General features: G+C 36.9%; 26 protein-coding genes. 6 read left to right on the top strand and 20 right to left on the bottom strand.

Translation table 11 applies throughout. The annotated features are described in order from the left end of the window. Positions 1-30: 30 nt before the first annotated feature. A complete protein-coding gene (locus tag ACP5Q2_RS06115; RefSeq protein ID WP_424605460.1) occupies positions 31-750 on the bottom strand; it encodes a TIGR03915 family putative DNA repair protein in 720 nt (239 codons plus the stop codon). Next, a complete protein-coding gene (locus ACP5Q2_RS06110; protein ID WP_424605459.1) occupies positions 750-1,943 on the bottom strand; it encodes a putative DNA modification/repair radical SAM protein in 1,194 nt (397 codons plus the stop codon). Before ACP5Q2_RS06110 ends, ACP5Q2_RS06115 begins: the two co-directional genes overlap by 1 nt. A 182-nt stretch (positions 1,944-2,125) precedes the next feature. Here ACP5Q2_RS06110 and ilvB point away from each other — a divergent pair, with 182 nt between their 5' ends. Genes ilvB through ilvC form a run of 3 tightly spaced genes read left to right on the top strand, consistent with a single transcriptional unit; the run spans position 2,126 to position 5,369 of the window. Further along, positions 2,126-3,823 carry a biosynthetic-type acetolactate synthase large subunit gene (gene ilvB, locus ACP5Q2_RS06105; protein ID WP_428098253.1) on the top strand — a complete coding sequence of 566 codons (1,698 nt, stop codon included), beginning with the start codon at positions 2,126-2,128 and terminating at the stop codon, positions 3,821-3,823. A gap of 1 nt (position 3,824) precedes the next feature. Next, on the top strand, positions 3,825-4,349 hold the full coding sequence (ilvN, locus tag ACP5Q2_RS06100) for an acetolactate synthase small subunit (RefSeq protein ID WP_013450955.1): 525 nt from the start codon (positions 3,825-3,827) through the stop codon (positions 4,347-4,349). A gap of 3 nt (positions 4,350-4,352) precedes the next feature. Beyond that, the gene (ilvC, locus tag ACP5Q2_RS06095) at positions 4,353-5,369 is read left to right on the top strand and encodes a ketol-acid reductoisomerase (RefSeq protein ID WP_428098249.1); all 1,017 of its coding nucleotides are present in this window, start codon (positions 4,353-4,355) and stop codon (positions 5,367-5,369) included. A 43-nt stretch (positions 5,370-5,412) separates the two neighbouring features. Here ilvC and pckA read toward each other — a convergent pair whose 3' ends face one another. Further along, positions 5,413-7,008, bottom strand: coding sequence for a phosphoenolpyruvate carboxykinase (ATP) (gene pckA / locus ACP5Q2_RS06090; protein WP_428098341.1), 1,596 nt, complete (start codon positions 7,006-7,008; stop codon positions 5,413-5,415). 89 nt (positions 7,009-7,097) lie between these two features. Between pckA and ACP5Q2_RS06085 the strand changes: the two genes are divergently transcribed. The 3 genes from ACP5Q2_RS06085 to ACP5Q2_RS06075 all read left to right on the top strand — a co-directional run bounded on the left by ACP5Q2_RS06085 (position 7,098) and on the right by ACP5Q2_RS06075 (position 10,861). Continuing rightward, positions 7,098-7,397, top strand: coding sequence for an HNH endonuclease (locus ACP5Q2_RS06085; RefSeq protein WP_424605455.1), 300 nt, complete (start codon positions 7,098-7,100; stop codon positions 7,395-7,397). Between the two features lie 13 nt (positions 7,398-7,410). Next, a complete protein-coding gene (gene alaS / locus ACP5Q2_RS06080; protein WP_424605507.1) occupies positions 7,411-10,029 on the top strand; it encodes an alanine--tRNA ligase in 2,619 nt (872 codons plus the stop codon). A 178-nt stretch (positions 10,030-10,207) separates the two neighbouring features. Continuing rightward, positions 10,208-10,861, top strand: coding sequence for a sulfite exporter TauE/SafE family protein (locus ACP5Q2_RS06075; RefSeq protein WP_424605454.1), 654 nt, complete (start codon positions 10,208-10,210; stop codon positions 10,859-10,861). Here the strand turns inward: ACP5Q2_RS06075 and ACP5Q2_RS06070 are convergent. From ACP5Q2_RS06070 to ACP5Q2_RS05990, 17 genes are all read right to left on the bottom strand, one after another. Beyond that, positions 10,836-13,286: a heavy metal translocating P-type ATPase gene (locus ACP5Q2_RS06070; RefSeq protein WP_428098245.1), complete on the bottom strand. Its 2,451-nt coding sequence runs from the start codon at positions 13,284-13,286 to the stop codon at positions 10,836-10,838. The two genes, ACP5Q2_RS06075 and ACP5Q2_RS06070, sit on opposite strands and share 26 nt — an antisense overlap. After that, positions 13,273-13,419, bottom strand: coding sequence for a cbb3-type cytochrome oxidase assembly protein (gene ccoS / locus ACP5Q2_RS06065; RefSeq protein WP_428098242.1), 147 nt, complete (start codon positions 13,417-13,419; stop codon positions 13,273-13,275). Before ccoS ends, ACP5Q2_RS06070 begins: the two co-directional genes overlap by 14 nt. A 92-nt stretch (positions 13,420-13,511) precedes the next feature. Beyond that, a complete protein-coding gene (locus ACP5Q2_RS06060) occupies positions 13,512-13,931 on the bottom strand; it encodes a hypothetical protein (protein ID WP_428098239.1) in 420 nt (139 codons plus the stop codon). Beyond that, positions 13,928-15,148 carry a 4Fe-4S dicluster domain-containing protein gene (locus ACP5Q2_RS06055; RefSeq protein ID WP_424605451.1) on the bottom strand — a complete coding sequence of 407 codons (1,221 nt, stop codon included), beginning with the start codon at positions 15,146-15,148 and terminating at the stop codon, positions 13,928-13,930. The genes ACP5Q2_RS06060 and ACP5Q2_RS06055 overlap by 4 nt, the downstream gene beginning before the upstream one ends. Continuing rightward, positions 15,141-15,287 carry a CcoQ/FixQ family Cbb3-type cytochrome c oxidase assembly chaperone gene (locus ACP5Q2_RS06050; protein WP_428098236.1) on the bottom strand — a complete coding sequence of 49 codons (147 nt, stop codon included), beginning with the start codon at positions 15,285-15,287 and terminating at the stop codon, positions 15,141-15,143. Before ACP5Q2_RS06050 ends, ACP5Q2_RS06055 begins: the two co-directional genes overlap by 8 nt. 45 nt (positions 15,288-15,332) lie before the next feature. Continuing rightward, entirely contained in the window at positions 15,333-15,527 is a 195-nt protein-coding gene (locus ACP5Q2_RS06045; RefSeq protein ID WP_428098233.1) for a cbb3-type cytochrome c oxidase N-terminal domain-containing protein, read from the bottom strand. A 9-nt stretch (positions 15,528-15,536) separates the two neighbouring features. Beyond that, positions 15,537-16,418 (bottom strand): cbb3-type cytochrome c oxidase subunit II, encoded by an 882-nt coding sequence (locus ACP5Q2_RS06040; protein ID WP_424605449.1) that lies wholly within the window; start codon positions 16,416-16,418, stop codon positions 15,537-15,539. A gap of 10 nt (positions 16,419-16,428) precedes the next feature. Further along, positions 16,429-17,841, bottom strand: a complete 1,413-nt coding sequence (locus ACP5Q2_RS06035; protein ID WP_428098230.1) for a cbb3-type cytochrome c oxidase subunit I — start codon at positions 17,839-17,841, stop codon at positions 16,429-16,431. Continuing rightward, complete coding sequence (locus ACP5Q2_RS06030; RefSeq protein WP_428098228.1) at positions 17,834-18,268, bottom strand: RrF2 family transcriptional regulator; 435 nt, start codon at positions 18,266-18,268, stop codon at positions 17,834-17,836. Before ACP5Q2_RS06030 ends, ACP5Q2_RS06035 begins: the two co-directional genes overlap by 8 nt. A 55-nt stretch (positions 18,269-18,323) precedes the next feature. Continuing rightward, positions 18,324-18,758: a hypothetical protein gene (locus ACP5Q2_RS06025; RefSeq protein ID WP_424605446.1), complete on the bottom strand. Its 435-nt coding sequence runs from the start codon at positions 18,756-18,758 to the stop codon at positions 18,324-18,326. Then, on the bottom strand, positions 18,743-19,717 hold the full coding sequence (locus ACP5Q2_RS06020; protein WP_428098225.1) for a hypothetical protein: 975 nt from the start codon (positions 19,715-19,717) through the stop codon (positions 18,743-18,745). The genes ACP5Q2_RS06025 and ACP5Q2_RS06020 overlap by 16 nt, the downstream gene beginning before the upstream one ends. After that, the gene (locus tag ACP5Q2_RS06015) at positions 19,714-20,367 is read right to left on the bottom strand and encodes an ABC transporter ATP-binding protein (protein WP_424605444.1); all 654 of its coding nucleotides are present in this window, start codon (positions 20,365-20,367) and stop codon (positions 19,714-19,716) included. The genes ACP5Q2_RS06020 and ACP5Q2_RS06015 overlap by 4 nt, the downstream gene beginning before the upstream one ends. Further along, complete coding sequence (locus ACP5Q2_RS06010) at positions 20,364-21,551, bottom strand: ABC transporter permease (protein ID WP_428098221.1); 1,188 nt, start codon at positions 21,549-21,551, stop codon at positions 20,364-20,366. Before ACP5Q2_RS06010 ends, ACP5Q2_RS06015 begins: the two co-directional genes overlap by 4 nt. Further along, the gene (locus ACP5Q2_RS06005) at positions 21,548-21,844 is read right to left on the bottom strand and encodes a hypothetical protein (protein ID WP_424605442.1); all 297 of its coding nucleotides are present in this window, start codon (positions 21,842-21,844) and stop codon (positions 21,548-21,550) included. The genes ACP5Q2_RS06010 and ACP5Q2_RS06005 overlap by 4 nt, the downstream gene beginning before the upstream one ends. Before the next feature lie 74 nt (positions 21,845-21,918). Continuing rightward, positions 21,919-23,025, bottom strand: a complete 1,107-nt coding sequence (locus tag ACP5Q2_RS06000; RefSeq protein ID WP_428098218.1) for a nitrous oxide reductase accessory protein NosL — start codon at positions 23,023-23,025, stop codon at positions 21,919-21,921. A 316-nt stretch (positions 23,026-23,341) separates the two neighbouring features. After that, positions 23,342-25,021, bottom strand: a complete 1,680-nt coding sequence (locus tag ACP5Q2_RS05995; RefSeq protein ID WP_428098215.1) for a DUF3373 domain-containing protein — start codon at positions 25,019-25,021, stop codon at positions 23,342-23,344. A 152-nt stretch (positions 25,022-25,173) separates the two neighbouring features. Then, positions 25,174-25,479 carry a cytochrome c gene (locus ACP5Q2_RS05990; protein ID WP_428098212.1) on the bottom strand — a complete coding sequence of 102 codons (306 nt, stop codon included), beginning with the start codon at positions 25,477-25,479 and terminating at the stop codon, positions 25,174-25,176.

The raw sequence follows: 25,479 nt of genomic DNA, 5'->3' as shown, positions 1-25,479 counted from the left end.
TTGTTTAGAGTCAATATCTTTTAATAAGTTCTAATGAAATTCTATCATCTCATCTCTTACCCATAGAGGTACCTTCCCCCTCTGTCTTTCATAGCTTATTCTTTCTTTTATTGCAACAGAATCAAAAAATTTTTTCCAGCTTTCTCTTATTTTTTGCTCAGTTTCGGAGTATTCTATATCTCCCAACCATTCCAATTCACCATGAGACAACCTTTTACCATCATAATAAATAACTAATCTTCTTACTTTATCCACAATAGCCCATCGGTTGTTCCCAAATCTTTTTTTGAAATGAACACCAAGCAGTGGTAAAATATTATTTTTTGGGGATATAAAGCCCAGCATCACACCATCCTTCATTTCAGAAAATCTCAAAAATCCAAGCATTTTGTGCCTTTCGGAAAAAAGATTGTGAATATTTTTTTCTATATCGATAACAACATCATTTCTCAAATCATCCCAACCACCATCCATATCGATATATTTAAAGACTGTCATCTCAATTTTCGCCCTATCACAGAGATATGCAAAATATACCTTTTGAAGAAGTTTATCCGATTTTTTTCTCATCATCGATACAACTTCCTCAGCCTTATCCAGATCTGTCAAAATTTCGACGGAAAAAATAGAAGGTTGGTAGGTGGGGTTTATACGTTTATTAACCACCTCCTCTATGTCAACACCATTTAAATAATGATGGCAGGCTGTCAAAAAACCCTCAAAACTTCCGTCATACACAAGCTGATACATCAATCCGCCCCAAACAATTTATATATTGGAGAATGCTCCTGATAAAACTTCATAATCTCCCTTTCCACCAACTCCAGTGGGGTCTTTTTGGCAACCTTACCATTTAAAATAATAAAATACTGAGCTTTTTTAAGAGGAATCCCAAGTTTTTTCAAATGAACCCAATCGATATACCCATATTTCCGTGCTTCCAGTATCTTTTTTGCTGATTTTGGGCCTATTCCGGGTATTCTTATAAGATTATTGTAATCTGCTTTATTAAGATCGACAGGAAACATATCCATGTTATCCAGAGCCCATCTAAGCTTGGGATCCAGAACCTCATCAAGATTTTCTCTTTTGTTAAACAACTCATAAGATTTAAACTTATAAAACCTCAAAAGAAAGTCCGCTTGATAAAGCCGATGCTCCCTCAGCAATGGTGGTTCAGAAATCTTCACCGGCAGATTTGTATTCACTGGGATATAAGCAGAGTAATATACTCTTGATAGAAGCTTTTTGCTATAATATCCTTCCGCCAGAGTTATTATCGTCTTATCATTTTCCTCCGTTGCCCCTATGATCAACTGAGTGGATGTGGAATTTTTTCTTGAAAGTATTTTATTAAGCTCATCCACCACCATAAAAGATTTATCTATCTTTTTCCTATCTTTCTCCGGTGCAAGTGTTTTAAGACTCCCCTCGGTGGGCAGCTCTATATTGGCACTCACCCTATCCGCAAGGGCTGCAACCTTTTTTATCAGTTCCTCAGATGCCCCCGGAATTAACTTCACATGAAGATATCCCCCATAATGATATCGATTTCTAAGTAGTTCCGCAGTTTTAAGCATAAGCTCCATGGTATAATCCGGGGATCTCACCACCCCAGAGCTTAGAAATAAACCCTCTATATAATTTCTTTTATAAAATTCCACAGTAAGCTCAGCAATCTCTTTCGGTGTAAATATAGCCCTTTTGATATCATTTGACCTTCTATTGTAGCAATATGCACAATCATAAATACATATATTTGTCATCAATATTTTCAATAATGATACACACCTACCATCTGCTGACCATGTATGACATATCCCGGACATAGCACCATTACCTATACCACCAGGTGGGGTCTCCCTCTTACTGCCGCTACTGGAGCAGGATACGTCATACTTGGCTGCATCCGACAAGATTTCAATCTTTTGAACTATATCCATATCCATAATTTATATTAAATCAAAAAATTATTCAATATCTGCTTTTCAAGAGTTTAAAATTGGATATAAAAATAGATCTTGATTTTTTTTATAATAATTCATCAGTAACACTTGAAATTTTTAAACTAATATGATATATTATTAAACAATTTTAAGTTATATTTAACAACAGTGGGGTAGATATGAGCAAAACAGGTGCAGAAATTTTAGTGGAATGTTTGAAAAAACATAATGTAGATCTTATATTCGGATATCCAGGTGGCGTATTGTTACACATTTATGATAGACTTTTCGATTCTGACATACTTCACGTCCTACCAAGGCATGAACAGGGGGGTATACATGCCGCAGATGGCTATGCAAGGTCCACTGGTAAAGTGGGTGTATGTTTTGGTACCAGCGGCCCTGGAGCCACAAACCTCGTCACCGGAATCGCCACAGCGTATCTTGATTCTGTCCCCTTAGTCGTTTTCACAGGACAGGTTTCCACAAACCTCATTGGCGGCGATGCTTTCCAGGAAGCTGACATCGTAGGTATCACAAGGCCCATAGTAAAGCACAGCTATTTGGTAAAAGATGTGGAGGATTTAGCTCCCACTATAGCAGAGGCCTTTCATCTTGCAAAAACTGGTAGACCTGGTCCAGTGTTGGTAGATCTACCAAAAGATGTAATCGCTGCAAAATCAAAAAACTTATGTTCTACTGATATAAAGCTCGTCGGATACAACCCTACATACGAAGGGCATCCAATGCAGATAAAAAAGATGCTTAAAATGCTGGAAAATGCAAAAGCACCTGTTGTTTTAATAGGTGGTGGTGTGAAATGGAGCAATGCCCACGAGGAGCTTAAGAAATTTGTAGAGACGTTAAATCTTCCCGTAGTATCATCCTTAATGGGTATAGGAGCCTTCCCAAATCCTCACAAAAATTGGGTTGGTTGGGCTGGAATGCACGGAAATTATGCATCCAACAAGACACTAACCGAGGCTGATTTTATACTTGCCATAGGCACAAGGTTCTCAGATAGGACAACAGGTAGACTCGACGCATACGCCCCAAAAGCCAAAAAGGCCCAGATAGATATAGATCCCACTTCGATAGACAAAAATGTCAAAGTGGATATTCCGATAGTCGGTGACTGTAAAACAGTACTCAACCAGATTTTAAACTACATAAAAGACTTCAACTGGGATAAATGTAAAAATGATAGGGAAGATTGGTTAAAAAAGATAGAATATTGGAACAACGAAAGACCTTTTTCATATAAATTTTCTGATAAGATAATCAAACCTCAATTTGTGGTGGAAAAGATCTATGAGGTTACAAATGGTGATGCCATAATAACCACAGAAGTAGGACAGAATCAGATGTGGGCGGCTCAATTTTACAAATTTAAAGATCCAAGGCAATTTATAACTTCAGGTGGGCTTGGAACTATGGGTTACGGTTTCCCTGCCGCAATCGGTGCAAAGCTCGGAAACCCAAACAAAGAAGTTTTTGACATTGCCGGTGATGGTAGCTTTCTGATGAATATGCAGGAGCTATGTACAGCTGTTCAATACAGAGTTGGAGTAAAAGTAGCTATTCTAAACAATAAATTCTTGGGGATGATAAGACAGTGGCAGCATCTATTTTACAACAAAAGGTATTCCTACTCCTGCCTTGAGTGTCAACCGGATTTTGTAAAGCTTGCGGATGCTTATGGTTGTGTCGGTTTTCAGGTGGCAAATCCATCAGATGTGGAACCAGTTTTGAGGGAATCTTTAAAGATTAAAGATAAACCTGTCCTTTTTGATTTCCTCGTTGATAGGGAGGAAAATGTTTATCCAATGGTTCCGGCTGGTGCAGCTCTTAATGAAATGATATATGGGGAGAAGTAATATGAGACATATTATTTCCGTTTTGGTGGAAAACAAGTTTGGAGTTTTGGCAAGGATAGCAGGCCTTTTCAGTGGTAGAGGTTACAACATTGAAAGTCTCTCTGTAAACGCCACAGAGAATGAAGATATCTCTATTATGACGATCGTCACCAGAGGGGATGATCATATCATAGAGCAGATTATCAAACAGCTAAGAAAGCTTGTAAATACGATAAAAGTAAGAGATGTGACGCAGGTGGATCACATAGAGCGGGAATTAGCCCTTTTAAAAGTTCATGCCACCCAGAGAACCAGGCCAGATATTTTGAGCATAATTGAAACATTTAGAGGAAAAGTGGTTGACATAACAAAAGAATCTCTTGTGGTGGAGATTACCGGAGATCAGAATAAACTTAACGCCATTATAAACGTTTTGGAGCCGTATGGTATAATTGAGATTATAAAAAGTGGAACGATTGCCATCGCAAGGGGCAACAAATCCACTACAGATTTTACAAAGCAGGACATAAAAAGTCAGGAGGAATAGTAAATGAAAGTATACTACGAAAAAGATGCAAATCTGGAATTGATTAAAAAGAAAAAGGTGGCCATCGTCGGTTATGGAAGTCAGGGTTATGGGCATTCCAATAACCTCAAAGATAGCGGTGTCGATGTTGCAGTTGCCCTTAGAAAGGGTGGTGCTTCCTGGAAAAAAGCCGAAAGCTCAGGTCTTAAAGTTATGGAAATATCAGAGGCCACAAAATGGGCAGACCTTATCATGATACTGGTGCCGGATGAGATACAGGGAGACCTATACAGAGAGCAGATCGCCCCTTATATAAAAGAAGGGACATATCTTGCATTTGCCCACGGTTTCAACATCCATTTTGGACAGATAGTGCCACCTAAAAACGTAAACGTTATAATGATAGCACCTAAAGGGCCAGGGCATCTGGTGAGAGCGGAATATACCAAGGGTGGTGGAGTACCATGTCTGATCGCTGTGCATCAAGACTATTCCGGTGATTCAAGAGAGGTGGCTTTGTCATACGCAGCTGCCATTGGTGGAGCCAGAGCAGGTGTCCTTGAAACAAACTTCAAAGAGGAAACAGAAACAGACCTATTTGGTGAGCAGGCGGTTTTGTGCGGTGGTTTGACACAGCTTATCAAATATGGTTTCGAAACACTTGTGGAGGCTGGCTACGCCCCAGAAATGGCTTACTTTGAATGTATGCACGAAGTCAAGCTTATAGTGGATCTTCTCTATGAAGGTGGCATCTCCAACATGAGATATTCCATAAGCAACACCGCCCAATATGGTGACCTCACAAGGGGGCCTGTGGTGATAGATCCCCAAGTTAAAGACAACATGAGGGAAGTTTTAAGACAGATACAATCTGGAGAATTTGCAAAAGAATGGATGCTGGAAAATAAAGCCGGTAGACCGGTATTTAATGCCCTTACCAGGGCAGATGAAAACCATCCCATCGAACAGGTGGGCGCTAAACTTAGAAGTATGATGAGCTGGCTTGGAAAGGGAAAGATTGTGGATAAAGATAGAAATTAATCATAAAGGGTGGTTCCCCCACCCTTTTTTTATCCCTATTATTTTAAGAAAACCTTGGTCCACCCTTTAAAATCTCTGCATCAACCTTATCTGCATATTGTTTGAAATTATCATTGAAACTTACTGCAAGTTTCCTCAAGGTCTCGTCGTATTTATCTTTCTCACTCCAGGAATTTCTTGGATTAAGAATTTCAGCTGGCAAGTCCGGAATGATAGATGGAATATAAAAACCAAAAACCTTATCTGCATTAAACTGTATATTATCAAGCTCATTCTCCAGAATAGCCTTTATAATCCTTCTGGTATATTCTATGGAAAATCTTTTTCCAACTCCATAAGGCCCTCCGGTAAGACCTGTATTCACAAGCCAGCAGTTTACATTGTGTTTTGATATCTTCTCCCCTAAAATCTTTGCATAAAATGATGGGTGATGAACCATAAAAGGTGCCCCAAAACAAGCACTGAATACAGCTTTTGGCTCTTTTACACCTTTTTCTGTACCTGCAACCCTTGCTGTATAACCTGAAATAAAATGGTACATCGCCTGATTCTTATCAAGCCTTGCCACAGGAGGTAAAACTCCAAAAGCATCATACGTCAAAAATATAATATTTGATGGAATGCCAGCTATACCATTACTGATGATATTCGGAAGATGAGTTATTGGATAGGAAGCTCTGGTATTTTCCGTTAGTGAATCATCATTTAGGTCTATTCTTCTCGTAATCACATCAATGGCCACATTTTCAAGAATAGTTCCAAATTTTCTCGTACACTCATAGATATCTGGCTCCGATTCTTTGGATAGTTTTATCACTTTTGCATAACAACCACCTTCAATATTAAATATCGAATTATCACTCCATCCATGCTCATCATCCCCCACTAGAGCTCTTTCAGGATCTGTGGAAAGGGTTGTTTTGCCGGTGCCGGAAAGACCAAAGAAAAGAGCCACATCACCTTTCTTACCAACGTTCGCGGAGCAATGCATAGATAGGACACCTTTTTTGGGCAAAAGATAATTCATCACAGTAAATATAGATTTTTTAATTTCACCTGCATAGCTTGTACCACCTATCAGTACAACTCTTTTTTCAAAATTTATGATAATAAACGTTTCAGAATTTGTACCATCCTGCTCCGGTATTGCATGAAAACGTGGCAGATTGATCACCGTAAAATCTGGTTCAAAATCTTTTAATATATCCCTATTAAGCTCCCGGATAAACATATTTCTAGCAAAAAGACTATGCCATGCCGTCTCTGTTATCACCCTTACTTTTAACCTATACTCAGGTTCTGCACCAGCATAAACCTCCTGCACAAAAACCTCTTTTGTTTGCAAGTATGCTTGAATTCGAGAATACAGTCTCTCAAAATGCTCCTTTGAAATCTTTTTATTATCCTTAGACCAGTTCACATCTGCGCTATAAACCCCATCATCCACAATAAACTTATCGTTTGGTGATCTTCCGGTGTGATGACCAGTTCTGACAACGATAGGACCAAGATGGGCCAGCAAACCCTCCTGCCTTTTGATTATCTCTTCATAAAGTTCAGGCGTAGAGAGATTCCAGTGGATCCTCTTTAAATTTTTAAACCCATGCGATTCAAGACCGCCATGCTCTGTTTTTTCCATAAACATATACCCCTTCTAAAGTATTTCCGGGGATTATAACAAAATTTTACTTGAAATCAAACATTAATTTGTATTATACTAAGGCTAACATGGATATATTTTTTCTGACAACAGTTTCCGATGAGGAGATAAAAAAAGAGAAACAAAAGGCAAGAGAGCTGAAAAAGAAACAGTGGTGGAATACCCTTGTTTCCAAAGGTGTTTGCTATTATTGTGGGAAAAAGGTACCACCTGGTGAACTTACTATGGATCATATAGTCCCCCTCTCCAGGGGTGGTAAATCCACAAAAGGAAACATTGTCCCGGCCTGTAAAGAATGCAATAATAAAAAGAAATACCTTTTACCAATTGAATGGGAAGAGTATATACAAAAGCTAAAAAAAGATTAGGAGCTATCGAATGATTTCTGGAAAGGATATTAGAGAAAAATTCTTAAAATACTTTGAAAAACATGGGCATAAAATAGTCGACTCATCATCATTAGTGCCACAGAATGATCCTACACTACTTTTTACCAATGCAGGGATGAACCAATTTAAAGACCTCTTTTTGGGGCTGGAAAAAAGGGAATACAACAGAGCCACAACATGCCAGAAGGTTGTAAGAGCTGGAGGAAAGCACAATGATCTGGAAAATGTGGGAAGAACCGCCAGACATCACACGTTCTTTGAAATGCTTGGTAACTTCTCATTTGGGGACTATTTCAAAAAAGAGGCCATAGAATATGCGTGGGAATTTTTAACCAAAGAGCTTGGTTTACCAAAAGAAAAGCTCTTTGTGTCGATATACTATGATGACGAAGAAGCCTTTGAAATATGGAATAAAATAATAGGGATTCCAGCGGAAAAGATTCTTAGAAGAGGCGAAAAGGATAATTTCTGGTCTATGGGGGATACTGGACCCTGTGGCCCCTGCTCCGAAATACACATCGATCAGGGTCCAGAAGCCGGTTGCAGAAAACCAGATTGTAATCCCGATTGCGATTGTGATAGACATCTGGAGCTATGGAATCTCGTTTTTATGCAGTATGATAGATCCGCCGATGGTAAACTCACACCTCTACCAAAGCCAAGCATAGATACCGGAATGGGTTTAGAAAGGATAACAGCAGTTTGTCAGGGGAAATTGAGTAACTATGATACAGATTTAATTAAACCGATTATAGAATTTGCCGCAAATCTTGCAGGTAAGACCTACGGAAACAACGAAAAGGATGATGTGAGTCTCAGAGTAATAGCTGATCATAGTAGATCCACCACATTTCTCATTGCAGACGGTGTTATCCCTTCGAATGAAGGTAGGGGATACGTACTTAGAAGGATAATGAGAAGGGCAATGAGACATGGGAAAATGCTCGGTTTTGATGGATCATTTTTTTACAAAGTTTGTGAATTTGTTGTGGATTTCATGGGGGATCACTATATCGAGTTAAAAGATAAAAAAGATTACATATCAAAAATGGTGGTTTTTGAAGAGAAGAGATTTTCCCGTACCCTTGATTTAGGATTAAAACTGATCGATGAACTGCTTGAAAAAAATAAAGATAAAAAAGAGATTTCTGGATCTGAGATCTTTAAGTTATATGATACATATGGATTTCCCATAGATTTATTACAGGATATCGCCGAAGATAATGGGTACAGGCTGGATCTGATCGGCTTTGACAAAGAGATGGCTCTTCAGCAAGAGCGGGCTAAGAAACATTGGGTTGGCAGTGGTGAAGAGAAGATAGCTGAAGTTTACAAAAAACTATCCCATCTCAAAACAGAGTTTAAAGGGTATGACAATAATTCGTTAACAGGTAAAATATTGGCTTTGGTGGAAAATGGTGAAGAGAAGCAGGAAGTTCAGGAAGGTAAAGAGGTGGATATACTTCTTGAACAAACCCCATTTTATCCGGAAGGTGGCGGTCAGCAGGGGGACACAGGCACAATATATAGTAAAGAAACAATTGCCGAAGTAAAAGATACAAAAAAGTATGGTAATCTTATCGTACACAAAGCTTTTGTGAAAAAAGGTATGCTAAAAATTGGTGAAACTGTTACCGCAGAAATCGATTCGGAAAAGCGGATCGCCACAGAAAGAAACCATACCGCAACACACCTGCTCCACAAAGCACTGCAGATGGTATTAGGGGACCATGTAAGACAGGCTGGATCTCTGGTGAATGATGAAAAATTGCGATTCGACTTCAGCCACTTTGAAGCAATATCAAAAGAGGACATTATTGAAATAGAGAGGATTGTAAATAATATAATAATAAAAAATCTCAGTGTTACAAAAATATTAATGCCAATCGAAGAAGCTGTAAAATCAGGTGCTATGGCTCTCTTTGGTGAAAAATATGACAGGATAGTGAGGGTTGTGGAGGTAAAAGAGTTCTCAAAAGAGCTTTGCGGTGGCTGCCACGTGAGAAATACCGGTGAAATAGGATTTTTTAGAATCAGTGGTGAAATGAGTGTCGCTGCTGGTGTAAGAAGAATTGAAGCCGTCACCGGTATGAAAGCATTTGATGAATATGTTAAAATGAAAAATATCTTAGATGATATCATGTTAACCATAAAGGTATCGCAGGATCAGATTGTCCCAAGAATAAAAGATCTTTTAGAGGAGAATAAATCAATCAAAAAAGATCTGGATGAGCAGAAATCCAGGGATCTGATGAAGATAATGGAAGATCTTGACAGATATACTTATGATATAAATGGCGTTAAATTAATCAGCATTAAACTAAACTATCCCGATATAAATAAAGTGAGGGAACTTGCAGATAACATAAAAGATAAGATAAAATCTGGTATCGTTTTGATAGCGGCAATAAACAATGATAAGCTCACGATCCTATGCGGTATCACAAGAGATCTCACAGATAGATTTTCTGCTGATAAGATTGTAAAAGAGATTACTAAAACTACCGGTGGTGGCGGCGGTGGAAGATCAGATTTTGCCCAGGCCGGAGGGAAAGATATTTCAAAATTAGACGAGGCATTAACAAAAATAAAATCATACTTAGGAGCATAATTTGGGTGAGTATTTAGGACTTATAATATTTATAGTACTGATTATTGCATTAAGCCTTTTTAAAGGTGGCGGCTGAGCATCGAATAACTGCAGTATCGAGGATCGATACAAAAAAATAGAAAAAGATAAGAAGAATAAGAAAAATAGATAATGTCTCATAAGGTTTTATAGATATCACATGTACGAACTTATCGGTTTCTTCTCTCTTGGGTTCTTTGGAGGTTTTGGACATTGCATTTTTATGTGCAATCCATTTGTCCTATTTGTTGCAAGCAAGTTTGCCCCCAGCAATCCCGGATATATAAATTATTTAATTCCCCAACTAAAATACAATCTTGGTAGAATAATCACCTATACCTTTTTGGGATTTATTTTCGGATCTTTAAGGAATATTTCGGAGCTATTTACTGGGATAATAAGCTTTCAAAAGCTTTTATCAATATCCGCCGGCATTTTTTTGATATTATATGCTACATTTGACATCTGGGGTTTTAAGATCATATCGAAACTGGAAAACAATTATTTCACGCAGATTATAAGGTATCTAATATCAAATTTCAAATTCAGCTCACCTTTTCTGACTGGAGTTGTTTTGGGATTTCTCCCCTGCGGCTTATTATATGGTGCCCTCATTGGTGTATCATCATTGAATAATGTAATTAAATCTGCTGTCTCGATGTCCCTCTTCGGTTTAGGCACTTCACTATCCCTTATCGTAATAGCTGTTTTTGGTAATATTCTATTGAAATACCGCAAGATATTTAGAATATTAAGCTTTTTAATAATGTCTGGGATGGGGATCTTTTTTATCGTTTCCGGGATAAAATTTTAATTCTTAAAGAATTAAACACCACGAAAAGTGAACTGATGCTCATAAGAACAGCTGATACAACAGGATGAATCTTCCCCATCATCGCCAGAGGAATGGTCACAAAATTGTAGGAGAATGCCCAGAAGAGATTTCCCATGATTATCCTTCTTGTTTTTTTTGCAATTTCAAAAAACCTTTTCAACAACGATATATCGCTATTAATAAAGACGGCATCAGCGGTCTCCAGAGCTATATCAGTACCTTTCCCCATAGCAATACCGATAAAAGCCTGTTTTAGAGATGGAGCATCATTGATCCCATCCCCAAGCATCATAGGAAACTTATCATAATTATTTTTAATTATTTCAGCCTTCTGGAGGGGTGTAAGAGAGCTATATATCTTTATCTTCTCAAAATCTTTAAGAACAACAGAAGTGGTCTCATATATGTCACCGGTGAGAACAGACACCCCAATCTTATTCTTCAAAAGAAAATCATAAATATCTTTAAATGAACTTCTTACACTATCAAATAATGATATAATACCTATAATGCTATCTTTATATGCCACTATTATATTTGTCCACCCATTTCTGGAAAAGCTTTCTAAATCCTCCAATATGTTAGCATCTATATTAAAGCCACAATCCTTCATCAACGAAAGATTCCCCACCACTATTTTATCTCTACTGTTTACAAAACCACAAATACCATACCCTGGAATCTCCTTCACATCCGACACCGGGAATAGCTCGCCAGTGTAGCTATTTACAATACTTTTAGCTAACACATGCTTTGAGTATCTTTCTAACGAAGCCGCAAGCTTTAATATGTCAACGTCACCATTGTACTGTTTTACGTTAACAATAGAAGGAACCCCTTCAGTAATAGTACCTGTTTTGTCAAAAAATACCGATCTCACCTTGTTGGCATTTTCTAAGATTGTCCCCTCTTTAATCAAAATACCAGATTTGAAAGCTGTGGATGTGGAAATTAAAATTGCCAAAGGTGTGGCAAGACCCATAGCACAAGGGCAGGCAATCACCAATATTGAAACAGAAACCATAAAAGCATCTTTGAAACTAAAACCCGCCTGCAGCCAGTATAAAAAAGTCCCAAATGCAACGGCAATAACGAATGGAACAAAAAATACCGTGATTTTATCAGCCAATCTCTGAAAGTAAAATTTGGTTTCCTGAGCAGCTCTTATCGCTTCTGCAATCTTATTTAAGCTTGTTTCTTTGCTACTTACAGTGGCTTTTATAATTATTGTACCATTTAGATTCATAGTCCCCGCAGTGACAGTGGATCCTATTTTTTTAAATACAGGGATGCTTTCCCCGGTGAACATCGACTGATCCACATCCGAATCCCCGTATATAACTTCTCCATCCACAGGTATATTTTCCCCCGGAAGCACTTCAATGATATCCCCAGCTTTGATGGATGAAGATTTTACAATCGTTGGGGTTAATAAACCTTTTAAATATTTATCCGCATCAAAATATGAAAAAATTTTAGCCTGCTTCGGCTGGAGATTGAAAAGTAGCGAAATCTCTTTATTGGCAACGATTTTCGCCTCTGTTTCGATATATCTACCCAGAAGTATAAGGGTAATGATCATTGCAGAAGTATCAAAATATATCTCATTTCCGGTAAAAAGTGTATAGACGCTGTAGAAATAAGCTGAATAGGAACCCATAAAAACAAGGGTATCCATATTTACAACTCTTGACTTCAAAGATTTAAAAGTATTAATTGCAAAGGGTAAGCCGGAATAAAAGACAACAGGTGTAGCAAGGATCATGGCGATAAATCTAAACATATTTTTAAGATTTTCTTCCATCCCCTGAAAATACCCGGCATAAAGGGCAACAGAATAGATCATAAGCTGCATCGAAAAAAATGCCCCCACCGCAAATCTATAAAAATAATCTTTCTTTTGCTGAACATAGAAGTCAGACGATGAAATCAACGATATAGGGACAGGTATATATCCAAGATTGGCAATACCGTTTAAAATAGATTCAAGTGAGATAATTTCTTTTTTCCATCTAACTTTTACTCTGTGGGTGGCGTAATTTACCCTTATATATAAAACCCCTTCGAGCTTTGAAAGGTAATTTTCAATTAACCAGATACAGGCGGCACATCTAATATTTGTGGCAAGAAATTCAATCTCGGAATAATCACCAAATTCTGTTACATCATCTAAAAAAGAATCTTCAGCAACCTTAGCTACAGAAACAGGGCCAGGCTTGTAATCTCTTCTTTTCTTATAAAAGCTGTCAAATCCACCCTCTTTAATTATGTGAAAAACACTCTGACATCCGGGGCAACAAAAATAAAGCTTTTTCCCCTCAATCTCTTCCACAATTGCGGTGTTTCTATTAAATTTTAGTAAACAATGGCTGCACTCCACCTGATTGTCACTATTTTTCGTCATCATCATCCAAGATTCTATACTTTATACCTTCAGAGTCATCAAACTGCTTTTTTTTAATAGCCCAAAAAAAGAAAAATAGTGCCAACCCCCCCATGATGAGGCTGATTGGCACAAGTATATAGAGGGAAGTCATACTAAAACTTCATTGCTATAAAAAGAGGGATAAAAAGCATTGCTATAATGGAAAGTATCATAATTATTGTGCCCAGTTTCATAACACACCTCTCATTTTTTTATATAAACAGACTTTTCAAGTCTTACCAACTCATCCTTTACTTTAACTTCAGCCACTATAAGGTAATTACCTTCCGTTATATCCTTAAGATTAATTATAAACTTTCCGTTTTTAATTTCAACATTTTGAGGAATATTAAGCTTCGTGGACGGTGCATCAAATTTCAATGTGAAGATATTCTCTGCATTTTTTACATCACCAGTGATACTGCAGAGTTTACCATCAAATTTTATAGAGTCTACAACGATCGATATATCATTATCTTTAATAATTTTTTTCTTTTTGTCATAGTCAATTGCTGCATTGTAAGAATCTTCCTCCAATTTACCATCAAAAAACTTCACTCCAAAGTAAAAAGAGCTAAAAAGCAGCAAAACTCCCAAAATAACAAGAGCTATCATCATTCTCATTTTTTTACTCCACTCTTTTTGCCGAAAGGTTTCCTGAAAGTTATTTTTTTACTGATAGACTTCCCCTTCTCGTCCACAATGTTTACATCAATATCTATCAACTGGTTCTTCTCGGCAATCTCCCTGGGTATCTTGATAAAAAGATCTGTCACCTTTTTCTCTTTTGGCAACAGATGTACGGTATCGGTAGGCTCAAACTTTATGGGTATAGAAGAGATCGTTTTAATACTAAATATCTTCTCTTTATTACCATAATTTTCAGCAATGAATTGAAAACCATTCACAGCCTCATCACCGGTAAATCTGGGATAAAATTTAGGATTCGTAATCATGTCCACAGAATAAGATTTAATGTTGATGGCTGCTATCACAGTTGCGACAAGAAAAACAGATGTTGCCGCCAGACCGATTAAAACGGTAGGTCTTTTGAAATTTTTGATATTCTTAAGCCCATACATATATGCAAAAAGGGATGACTTACCCCTCTTGGACATAACCTTTTCACAGGCATCTATACATTTAGCACAGTTTATGCAGGCGGAGTTTAACCCCTGCCTTATGTCTATACCTGTGGAGCAGACCTTCACACAGGCAAGGCAATTTATACATTCATCTTTTGTTTCTGGAATCATATAAACGGCAAGCGTATTTTCATCAAAAAGCACCGATTGTATCATCGAATATGGACATATAGTTGCACAGAATCGGAATCTCACTAGATATATATCTAAAAAGATTATTACAGTCAGGGAGATTATAAAACCCAATGTTACCGGATGAATATACCCTTTGGTAAAAAGTGATGAGAAAAATTTGTATGGATCAACAAAATAAAAAACCATATTTAAAGAGATAACAACACTTAACACCAAAAGATATAGCGTATAAATTGCTTTCTTCCCGGCTTCCCCTTTTTTAACTCTATCCATAAATGAGGTAACTTCCATAACAACCGATTGGGGACAAAGCCAGCCGCACCATATTCTTCCATACATTAAAGTCATAGTGATAAATAGGAATGTGAAAAAAAGGGTCAAAAGAAGGATGAAGAAAAAATTATTGATAGGAAGAGGAAATCCAAAAAAGTAGAATATCAACTCCCCCACATCAAACCTAAGAAGGCTATTACCATTAATTTTAATGAAAGGAACAACTAATGCCGTAATGATCAATATCCATCTGACGAATCTTCTTTTATCCTGGTAACTTCTACTCATCATCATCTTCCAACATTTTATACTTTGCTTTTTCCACTTTATCCTTTCTTTTGGGTAGATAGTAATAAACTATTGCCCCAATCATCAATAGAACCAGCAAAAAACCAAAAACCACGAGAAAAACATGATCCAATGCCATAGATACCTCTAATTATAATAAGGGGGCGAAGCCCCCTCACCTACATTATTTTTTCATATTTTCCTGTAATGCTTTCTCCTGTGACCAACCTGTAAAGGAAGGTGTAAAGCTATACACATAGTAGATACCAAATACAATAAGAGAAATAAAGAGAATCAACCAACCCGCAGGGAGATTGTGCTTTGTATCTTCCCTTTCAAATTTTGATAAATCGTCTAATTCCTCTTTATACTCAGCCATATTTACCCCCTACTGTTTTTTTAAAGATTTTACGTATTCAACCAGCGCCCAGATCTTTTCTCTAGTAAACTGGTTTGCATACCCTGGCATTGCCCCTTCAGATCCGTTGGCAATTAATAGGAATAACTCTTTTTCAGTTCTCTGTGTATCGGCAAATGCAGGTCCAATATTACCCTCAGCATTTTTACCATGACAGCCCACACATTCAATCTTGTAAAGTCTTTGTCCTTCAGCCACCGCATCAGACTTTCCGGAAAGAGGACTTTTTTCTTCCACAGTATTTTCATCAACACTAATTACAGTCTTTCTTGAAACAGAAGTACCAAGCTGCTGAAGATATGCCACAATAGCATCCATCTCATTTTTGGATTTAAGTTCTTCAATTTCTTCAGGCTTATAAGATATTCCTAACACCTTCAAACCTGCAACTGTCTTATCTATATCTATCTTTTTATTAGTTAGAAAATTGTACTTAGGCATGTTTGATTTCTCATAAAATGCCTGGGGATTTGCCATGTGCTGATAATGCCAGTCATCTGGATATTTTCCACCAATTCTTGCAAGATCTGGACCTGTCCTTTTGGAACCCCAGAGATGTGGTCTATCGTAGAAAAACTCTCCCGCCTTTGAATAATCACCATACCTGAGAACATCAGCCTTCAGAGGTCTCACCGTCTGCGTATGACAATTCATACAACCTTCCCTCATGTATATATCACGACCCGCAAGCTGAAGGGGGGTAAATGGCTTAAGGTTTTCAAGTTTCGGGTGCATCTCCGGTCTCATCATCGGATAAAACATTGTGACAAACGTACCAATCAGTACGGTAATTGCAGCAACAATTGTAAATAAAAGGGCCTTCCTGTATAATGAATTTTTATTTTCAGACATATCGGCCTCCTTAAGCATTTGCAGCAGCAAGTTTAGCTGCAAGCTCTTTCTTACCTTTCTGAATAGTCATAAAGACATTGTAAAGGAAGAACAACATACCGATCACAAAGATAATACCCGCAATTGTCCTCATCTGCCAGTATGGATAATTAGCAGTTACTGTCTCGATAAAAGTATATTTCAAAGAGCCATCAGGATTGGTCATCTTCCACATAGCCCCCTGCTGAATTCCGGTAATCCACATTGTGATTGAAAACATAAGCTGGCCAATTAAAACAATCCAGAAGTGTATATTTGCGAGTTTTACGCTGTATATCTCAGTTTTATAAATATGTGGTATTATGTAGTATATAGACGCACAAATTACCATAGTCACCCATCCCATGGTACCCATGTGAACATGTCCTGGAACCCAGTCGGTATAGTGGATAAGTGAGCTAATCACCCTGATCCCCTGAGATGGTCCCTGTATTGTTTGCAAACCATAGAAAGTAATACCTGCTATAAAAAACTTTGTTAGATACTTATTCTTCATCACTGACCAATCAGATTCTACAGTAAAATACCCATTTACCACAGAACCCCAGGATGGAGCAATCAGAAAAAGAGTAAATGCGATACCAAGTGTCTGTATCCAATCGGGAAGTGGAGTATACACAAGGTGGTGGGCACCTGTCCAGAGATAAGCAAAAATCAGCGACCAAAAAGAGATTATGGATAACCTATGGCTGTAAATAGGCAACCCGGTTGATTTCGGAAGGAAATAATAAAACATAGCTAAAATAGGCGTAGTAAATAGGAATCCAACAGCATTATGGCCATACCACCACTCTACGTTTGCACTATTCACACCAGCAAACAGATGGTAAGATTTAAAAAGGGTGGCAGGGATGGACAAATTGTTTACGATGTAGAGGATCGCCACAGTCACAATTGTAGCAATAATGTACCATAGGGAGATGTACAACTCTTCTTCTTTTCTTTTAAAAATTGTTCCCATAACATTAATTGCAAATATAACCCAGAGGATCACTACAGCAATATCAATAGGCCATTCGAATTCTGCATACTCAAGGTTCTGGGAATACCCCATAAACAGTGTCCAGGCTGCAAGAGCAATACCGACGTTAAAAAGCCATAAGTGGAATCTTGCAAGCTTTGGAAACAAAAGAGGCCTTTTGGTAAGCCTGATCACAAGATAGTAAAAAATACCAAACTCTGCACCTATACCAAGACCATAGGCAAGAACATTTGTGTGAACCGTCCTAAGTCTTCCGAAAGAAAAATACTCTCCGAAATTAAAATTTGGGTTCCACAATTGAGCAGAAATCAATAGACCAATAACGAGGCCTATTACACCCCAAAAAAGACAGGATACGATAAACCCTTTTACAGTTTGGTAATCGTATTGGTACTCATTCATACATACCTCCTATTTTATCTAATGCTTTATCATCAAATATGAAATCTTTGATCTTAGCATTTTTTAACCTTTCTATAATATCATACTGTATTTCAGCAAAAAAATGGGTGATTCTACAAATTGGATTAAGTTTACAGGATTCTGGGATATTTACGCATACATTGATCTCCGCCTCAAAACCCATACAGGTTAAAATATCGTATATACTCAAATCAAAAACCTCTTTTTGTAGAATAATACCACCATTCTTACCGGTCTTAGTTTTTATTATACCACATTTTGAAAGTTTATGCAAAATTTTTATTGTATTTGGCTGGGAAATAAAAAGTTTTTCAGAAATCTCTTCCATTTTCACAAGCTCATCCTTTCCCAATAAATATGCAATTATCCTGATAGCATAGTCTACTTCTTTCTTTATAAGGCTCATTTTTTACCTCTAAAGTAATCAATACTATTCTTTACTTTTTTTGTCAATAAAAAAATTATCTAACCATATCAAACAATAGAATCTTTTCACACAATTTTTTATTATTTTTATCACCATGTATAACAATCTTAAGATACCATCGTTTGTCTCCCCAGATACACTTGGGAAGGATAAAATTAAGCTGATAAAAACTTCCGGCATTTTTTAAAAGATATACAAAATTCCCCATATCCATCTTCATATTAAATGTCGCTTCCATCTTGAGATTAGTTATGAAAACACCATTTTTCATAGGTTTAACAATTAGCTTTATATCCTTAAAAGGCTCAAGGGGTCTCGATAAATCTACAAAAATGCTCATATCGCCACAGACAAAATACTTAGCTGATTTGGTTAGATCTATATCAGGATTGTATGCAACTGCAAATCTTTCCCCAGCAGACGCAAAATGTGTAAATAGAAATAATATTAAAATTATCCGGAAAGCCATCTGCCAGTCCTGAAATAGTAGCTTATGACGTAAAAAAATACGACTAATAGATAAAATGTGGATAAGTAGATCGAAATTTTGGACCATTTAAGGCCTGTGGGATAATCGATAATTTTATTTAAAACAAAAACTGACGAGCCCATAAAACTACCCGTTAAAAGTAAAAAATACAAAAGATAACCTATGTAATGATACTCCTTCTGCAAAATACAAAAAGGGCATCTATGGGTTGGAAGTTCGTAGATGTAAGTGCTGAAAAAATCTATCAAAGAATAGATTGCCACCACGAGAAAAATTATGCTAAGTACCCCGTAAAACTTAAGTTTTTTAAAAATATAGCTTATAAGCATAGCAATAAATACCAACAAAAATATCAATACTGACCAGCTATCTTTTAAATCTAAAAAAAGATTGTTAAAAAATTTAGGCTCACCACCAAACACAGATCCACAGCAGCTTACAATCTTTGTGGGGGAGATGCTATCAAAGAGGTTTACCTCCAGGATGATTTCAAAAAACAGCATTACTATTATAAAGATGAGAAACCAGTATTTCATCCTTGTGTAAATAAATCCATAAGTTTTGAGATCAAAGCGGTTTATAAGAAACCAGTACCCCAGCAAAAAGAGATTAATGACTTTCATTATTACCAGATAACCACCGTAGGGAGTGGAATTTAATACACCTACGGCACACATTGCACCAGGAACTGTGGGGGCAAGGGAATCAATGAAATATAGAAAGAAAAAAAAGACAGGTATATTCAAAACTATGAAGAATGTAATAATGTTTGATACGAGGATATTTTTCTTCTCAAGACTGTACTGCAGTGCTGAAGAGCTGTGAAAATCGAAATGAATTATCATCTGATAAGCGGTTTTTAATGCGTATAAACCATAAAAAAGAAATAGAAAGTCTATGAAATATATTACCACCTGCTCCGGAGCTATAAAATTCATACCATTTCCGCTATCTTACCGTTTATCATATTGATAATTCTCGCCCCTTCTATCTCTGTAAACACCCTGTCATGGGTAGCTACGATAATCGTTTTCCCCTGATAGTGAATCTTTTTAAAGGTATCTATCACCTCATTTTTCAATCTATAATCAAGGTTTGCCGTCGGCTCATCGGCAATTAAAAGCTCCGGATCATTCACCAGAGCCCTAGCCAATGCCACCCTCTGCTGCTCACCACCGGAAAGCCTTTTTACCTTCACATCAGATAGGTTATCAATTTCAAACCTCTTCAACAGTTCAAAGATATCCTTTTTAGTTATTTTCTTTTCTGCAATTATCACTGGTGGAAGAATATTTTCATACACAGTAAGATTTTCCATCAGATTAAATTTTTGAAATACAAACCCTATTTTACTATTTCTAAACTTACCCACATCAGATTCTGGCAACTTTGAGATATTAATATCATCATAACAAACAGATCCTTCGGTGGGTCTTGAAAGACCGGATATTATGGATAAAAATGTACTCTTGCCACTTCCTGATGGCCCCATAATCACGACAAAATCACCATTATTTATATCCAAATTGATATTTTGCAGCACAATCTTATCATCATAAATCTTGGTAAGATGCCTTATTTCTATCATTTAAAAACCTCGTAGGTATCTAAGGTGGCTATCCGATAGGTGGGGATAATGATGGCGGCTATGTAAAAAGGTACTATAGCTATAAATATAAGAAAGAGGGTTTTAAAATCTACGGCAAAAATAAGCTGGTATTCAGTTTTTAGCGAAGCATATCCACTAAATATATTCATCATTATTGGGGCTTTTAAAATATATACGTAAATCACAGCCAGAAGCACCCCTATGATAAACGCCTGCAAAACCAAAAAAGATGACTCATAAAATTTAAGCCTCAAAACATCTGAAGTAGTCCATCCGGTGGCCTTTAATACACCTATCTCAAGCTTTTCAGTTTCCGAAAGCCCCCCAAGCTTATCAATTACAATAACCATCATCGTAAAGACTAATACACCAAAAAGTGTAATAAAAAAACCAAATTTATAGTTAAAAACGTTTTGATAAGAATTTAGAATATCTTTTTTTGTTACCGTCCTTGCATCTTTTAGAATATCCCTGATTTTAGCTGCAATCGTGACCACTTCATTTTTATTATAGACATTCACCACAATATCGGAAACATAATCATCATCCATACCCAAAAGCTTTCTCGCTGTGTTTTGAGAAATGAGGATAATGTCATTTGTAAAAATTGCACTTTCCTGAGTAAGATAGTCAAACCTAAGTAATTTGATGTATTCACCATTCGGCTTTTTAAAATAAGCATAATCCACATATCCAATCTCCGAAAATAGCCTTCTAACCCCATTTCCCAAAATCATCCAATCATCCCTTTTGATAAGATCATCTGTTTTAATATGCTTTATATTCTCTTCCAGCGATTTTTTATAGAAAGGCTCCAGCGGATCGATCCCTACAATTGAAAAATTTACCCTTGAATAATCAAAATAATAATACCCCCAAACTCTCGGCAGTATACTTTTTATACCAGGAATAGATACGATTTTATCTATATAGTCCATAGGTATATACTGCTGACGCCCCCCTATTACCCTCTGAATAACTATATCCGGCAACTCTTCATGCGTCAGAATAAGCTCTTTCTTTATGGATGCAGTAATAAAGCTTGCGGATGCAATAAAAAAAACAAGAACCATCAATATCAAAAAGATATAATAAGAGCTTTTCCTCTTAAGAAGTAATTTAATAGAAAAAAGGAATATATTAAACTCTTTACCGATCTTCATCTATGCTGACCTTTTGTATTGTTGTTTATATCGTAAACAAAAGAAAATGGAAAAACCTCCCTTGCCTCGGGAGAAAAGTCAAAAATTGAATAAACATCCGTCAAGCTTCTATGCCTCACAAACCTTGCCTCCGTCACCAGAGCCGTATCCGGAAGCCCCACCAACTTCACATCATTTTTCATCCTATCGATTTTTATCGTATCTGAATGCAATGTTATTAGCAAAGCTGCAAAAAGGATATCTAAAAATAAAAATAAAGCTAAAAATAATCTTTCTTTTCTACCTATCAGCATTAACCAAACCTTAAATTTGATATATATAGGTGGCTATAGAAACCACCTATACGGAATTATACCACAAAAAAAATTTAATCCAATTTTTTTATGATATCAGGGGTAATTTCCTCAAATTTTAAGATTTTATCACCACCGTAATCCATCATAAAATTTTTAGCATCGTTTTCGGATACAAAAGGGATAAGTTCTTTACCCATAGGCCCAAGCACTCTGCTACCAATTACATAGTATGCTTTTTTTCCATCTATGGATTTGAGAGTGTAATAATCAGTCACAACCATTTTAGTAAAATCATTTCTTGTTGTACCTTTTGCATATTTATGAGGTTCAAAATAAAATTTCATCATATCTTTTACACCGTCAAACACAAACCTACCATTTTTTGTCTTTATCTCCGCAGCCCAGTTTGGATATTTATAAACGTACATTCCGCATACAGGACATTTCTCATCCTTGGAAAGGTGAATATGCTCTTCACTATTCTGTTCAAATCTTTTAACCTCCCATAGATAAAGTGCTACCGCCTGAGCTTTTTTTTCATCCAGTTCGCCACAGAGCTTTTCATTTACAATGGAAGCTTTGAGTTCATTGATCTTTTTAAATTTTCCTAAATCTATAGGTTTACATACTGTATTATAAATCTTTTCCCCAACAGGATATATTGAGGTCTTCTTCTTATTTGCAAAAACTACAATATCTTCATTTAAAGACTCCAGAGCAATTCTAAAGGTCTCATCAAACCTTTTTATCACACCGCCGTGCTCTTTTGCAAACTTTTCAGCATCTTCCTTTTTCTCAAATGCAAGCTTGCTAACAGCAGACATAGTTCCCGGCACATTACTACCAACTACGTAATAAGCTTTTTCAGCATCGATAAACTTGTCGGATGCAACATCCACAACGAGGATTTTGTCTATTTTATTTTTAACGGAATCGTAATCAAAGGCAAGGCACCTTATAGAGCAATACTGTTTATAATCACCATTTTTGAGTTTTACAGCATGGTTTGTCTTGTAGTAGCTTTTTAGATTCATACCACAAATGGGACACCAGTGCTTTGCTTCCCCTTTTTGAAGTAGAGTCGGCTCGTGTGTGGGTAGTTTTGAAAATTCAGCATATACTGAAAAAGCAAAAAGAGAAAAAACTATTAAAAACAATATCTTTTGAAATTTAAACATAGAAACACCTCCTTATTTTCAAAAATGATATGTTTGTTTATTTATTTTGTCAAGAATTAATATTACTGCCGTCACCCCATTTTTTGCACCCCTAAACTATATACTGTGGCAAAACTACGTGTTTGCCTATAGATGCATTATCTAGGCAAATACACAGGTCTGCCACTACTTTTCTTCCCTTTCATTTTAGCAAGGCCAAATATTCTAATATTCGCACTAGTTGACTGTTTCATTGTTCCAAAATCAATACCTAAATAATAAATCAACAAAAAAGGGTGGCATAAAGCCACCCCGTAAGATCGTATCTACAAAATTATTAGTATCTGTAAGTCATTTTTAGGTAAAAATCAGTCACTTTATCCACTACTGGCATCATTACATTATAAGGGATTACATCTTCTATTTTCATTGGTGCTCCCATAGGGCTGCCACTTCCTGTGTATTTGTAATCAGTATACATTACACCCAGAGTTGCAAAGAAATTGTCCCCTACTATTGGCTGATGATAATATGCCTCATATACCTGACCACGAGTAGCAAGCTTAGCAGCATCAGTTGTAGCCATAAATGGAAGCCAATATTTACTACCCCAGTTGTATTCAACGCCAAGCTTACCTTTTGTGTAAGGAAGCTCTGGAGTCATTACACCAACCCAAATAGACTGACCTGTCCTTGACTTGCCGTCAAGCAACTTATCTTGCCCCATAAACTGATACATAGGATTAGCTGAACTACCATCTGGATGGGTCTTACTCAAAGAATAAGCGGCAAACCAGTCAAAACCAAAAGTCTTACCCTGAGCCATTATAGAATGAAGCTCTATATCCCCCACTTTACTTGTGGGCTCAATCCTTGATATGTATCCTCCAAAATTTGGTACCAATACATAGGTCGGATTAGAGCTGTTATCGTAACCACCAGATCTAACAAAAAATGGGAAAACTGATGTGCCCACAAATCCATCTGTGATACCTGCACCATAAGCATAATTGTACCACAGCTTATATTGATCATTGTCAAAAGCTTTTATAATAAAACCATAGAAATGGACATCGTTTACATCAGCTGTGGAATTTAGAGAGTTGTAAGTACCATATTGTCCTTCAAATCCCTGACCATAACACACTTTAAAATTAAGCCCCGGTATACCAGTAACATCTTCAAGATCGAATCCAAGAGAAGCACCATCAAAGTTCATCTGTATAATAGATCCCAATGGTGAACCACCAAGCACGGCATTTTCATGGTTTTCCATACCTGCACCATAAGCAGCCGGTCTTCTACCAAGAGAAAAATGATATGGCACAGGACCAATATTATTGGAATATACAAAATAAGCTCTTTCTACGTGGATAGAATCATCCCCAGGCACTTGACCGGAATTCATATCCATATTCATACTGCCCATAGTGCCATTAAAAAAATGCTCCGAAATAGACTCACCAAATGCTTTATACATCACAAGACGACCGGTAAAAGAGATATTTTCGTTTACCTTGCTGCTCATCCTGACTCTAAGTCTATTCGTCATAAAAAAGTCATTATTTGTGTCATATTTTTTTACTTTAGTAGGATCAAAAAAACCTTGACCCTGAAACATAGCTTGATAATTTTGCATTGTGGCCGGAATATAATTATTTGTGCCATCATTCATCGTAGCATATGTATTAGTAACTGAACCTGGAGCAAAACTATACATTGCACCATTTGCAATATCATTCATCATATTTCTTAGTATACCCTGCAATTCATCATTCAATCCCCTGACATCATTAAACTGCATACTATCCACTCTTGTCATAAACTCGACGCCGAGGCTCACCTTGTCGGTGACGGTGTGCTGCTGCATTTTGTTCATATCTTTTGACATTGCATCCACTTTTGATTGAAGATCTGCGATCTGGGATTTCAAAGCTACCAGGTCAACTTCCTGAGCAGATGCAAAAGTAACCCCACATAGAAGTCCTGCTGCCATTAAAGCAATTAACTTTTTCATGTTACCTCCATAACTTTTTTTAATAAACTACAAATTTTATAATTGCTTAACCCTTTTATAAAAATCTTTTGCATAGAAAACATACTTCCTTACTATGTTAATAAACTAAAAATAGGCAGAGGATCACCCCCCGCCATTTTAAAGTCTAAATTCTAACCGCAAGTTTCTGGTTGGTCAGAGTCGAGAGCATGTCCACGAAGATATTCAAAAACATTCTCAGCATTGGCTTTTTTGCCATGTTTCTTTACGCATGCCTCAATTTTACCTTTGAGCGCATCCCACTGTTTTTGTGTTTTACTTGTGGGTGAAAGAGCTGGTACACCTGCTTTAGAACCATCATGGCATACTGTTCTACACTCACCTTTCCACTCTCTTTTACCTTTTCTTGCATCACCAGCAGCAAAAGCAGCTGATACAGCAAAAGCAGCTATTAAAGCTACAGCAACAAGTTTTTTCAT

Origin of the sequence: Calditerrivibrio sp. (genome assembly GCF_049968475.1) — a bacterium.
In the GTDB taxonomy this organism is placed as follows: Bacteria; Chrysiogenota; Deferribacteres; order Deferribacterales; family Calditerrivibrionaceae; genus Calditerrivibrio; species Calditerrivibrio nitroreducens_A.
This window is presented reverse-complemented; position numbering and strand designations above follow the sequence as displayed.

Excerpts from the sequence above, each read along its gene's own strand:
- ACP5Q2_RS06115 (WP_424605460.1), bottom strand. The coding sequence starts at position 750 with ATGTATCAGCTTGTGTATGACGGAAGTTTTGAGGGTTTTTTGACAGCC.
- ACP5Q2_RS06110 (WP_424605459.1), bottom strand. The coding sequence starts at position 1,943 with ATGGATATAGTTCAAAAGATTGAAATCTTGTCGGATGCAGCCAAGTAT.
- ilvB (WP_428098253.1), top strand. The coding sequence starts at position 2,126 with ATGAGCAAAACAGGTGCAGAAATTTTAGTGGAATGTTTGAAAAAACAT.
- ilvN (WP_013450955.1), top strand. The coding sequence starts at position 3,825 with ATGAGACATATTATTTCCGTTTTGGTGGAAAACAAGTTTGGAGTTTTG.
- ilvC (WP_428098249.1), top strand. The coding sequence starts at position 4,353 with ATGAAAGTATACTACGAAAAAGATGCAAATCTGGAATTGATTAAAAAG.
- pckA (WP_428098341.1), bottom strand. The coding sequence starts at position 7,008 with ATGGAAAAAACAGAGCATGGCGGTCTTGAATCGCATGGGTTTAAAAAT.
- ACP5Q2_RS06085 (WP_424605455.1), top strand. The coding sequence starts at position 7,098 with ATGGATATATTTTTTCTGACAACAGTTTCCGATGAGGAGATAAAAAAA.
- ACP5Q2_RS06075 (WP_424605454.1), top strand. The coding sequence starts at position 10,208 with ATGTACGAACTTATCGGTTTCTTCTCTCTTGGGTTCTTTGGAGGTTTT.
- ACP5Q2_RS06070 (WP_428098245.1), bottom strand. The coding sequence starts at position 13,286 with ATGACGAAAAATAGTGACAATCAGGTGGAGTGCAGCCATTGTTTACTA.
- ccoS (WP_428098242.1), bottom strand. The coding sequence starts at position 13,419 with ATGACTTCCCTCTATATACTTGTGCCAATCAGCCTCATCATGGGGGGG.
- ACP5Q2_RS06060 (WP_428098239.1), bottom strand. The coding sequence starts at position 13,931 with ATGAGAATGATGATAGCTCTTGTTATTTTGGGAGTTTTGCTGCTTTTT.
- ACP5Q2_RS06055 (WP_424605451.1), bottom strand. The coding sequence starts at position 15,148 with ATGAGTAGAAGTTACCAGGATAAAAGAAGATTCGTCAGATGGATATTG.
- ACP5Q2_RS06050 (WP_428098236.1), bottom strand. The coding sequence starts at position 15,287 with ATGGCATTGGATCATGTTTTTCTCGTGGTTTTTGGTTTTTTGCTGGTT.
- ACP5Q2_RS06045 (WP_428098233.1), bottom strand. The coding sequence starts at position 15,527 with ATGGCTGAGTATAAAGAGGAATTAGACGATTTATCAAAATTTGAAAGG.
- ACP5Q2_RS06040 (WP_424605449.1), bottom strand. The coding sequence starts at position 16,418 with ATGTCTGAAAATAAAAATTCATTATACAGGAAGGCCCTTTTATTTACA.
- ACP5Q2_RS06035 (WP_428098230.1), bottom strand. The coding sequence starts at position 17,841 with ATGAATGAGTACCAATACGATTACCAAACTGTAAAAGGGTTTATCGTA.
- ACP5Q2_RS06030 (WP_428098228.1), bottom strand. The coding sequence starts at position 18,268 with ATGAGCCTTATAAAGAAAGAAGTAGACTATGCTATCAGGATAATTGCA.
- ACP5Q2_RS06025 (WP_424605446.1), bottom strand. The coding sequence starts at position 18,758 with ATGGCTTTCCGGATAATTTTAATATTATTTCTATTTACACATTTTGCG.
- ACP5Q2_RS06020 (WP_428098225.1), bottom strand. The coding sequence starts at position 19,717 with ATGAATTTTATAGCTCCGGAGCAGGTGGTAATATATTTCATAGACTTT.
- ACP5Q2_RS06015 (WP_424605444.1), bottom strand. The coding sequence starts at position 20,367 with ATGATAGAAATAAGGCATCTTACCAAGATTTATGATGATAAGATTGTG.
- ACP5Q2_RS06010 (WP_428098221.1), bottom strand. The coding sequence starts at position 21,551 with ATGAAGATCGGTAAAGAGTTTAATATATTCCTTTTTTCTATTAAATTA.
- ACP5Q2_RS06005 (WP_424605442.1), bottom strand. The coding sequence starts at position 21,844 with ATGCTGATAGGTAGAAAAGAAAGATTATTTTTAGCTTTATTTTTATTT.
- ACP5Q2_RS06000 (WP_428098218.1), bottom strand. The coding sequence starts at position 23,025 with ATGTTTAAATTTCAAAAGATATTGTTTTTAATAGTTTTTTCTCTTTTT.
- ACP5Q2_RS05995 (WP_428098215.1), bottom strand. The coding sequence starts at position 25,021 with ATGAAAAAGTTAATTGCTTTAATGGCAGCAGGACTTCTATGTGGGGTT.
- ACP5Q2_RS05990 (WP_428098212.1), bottom strand. The coding sequence starts at position 25,479 with ATGAAAAAACTTGTTGCTGTAGCTTTAATAGCTGCTTTTGCTGTATCA.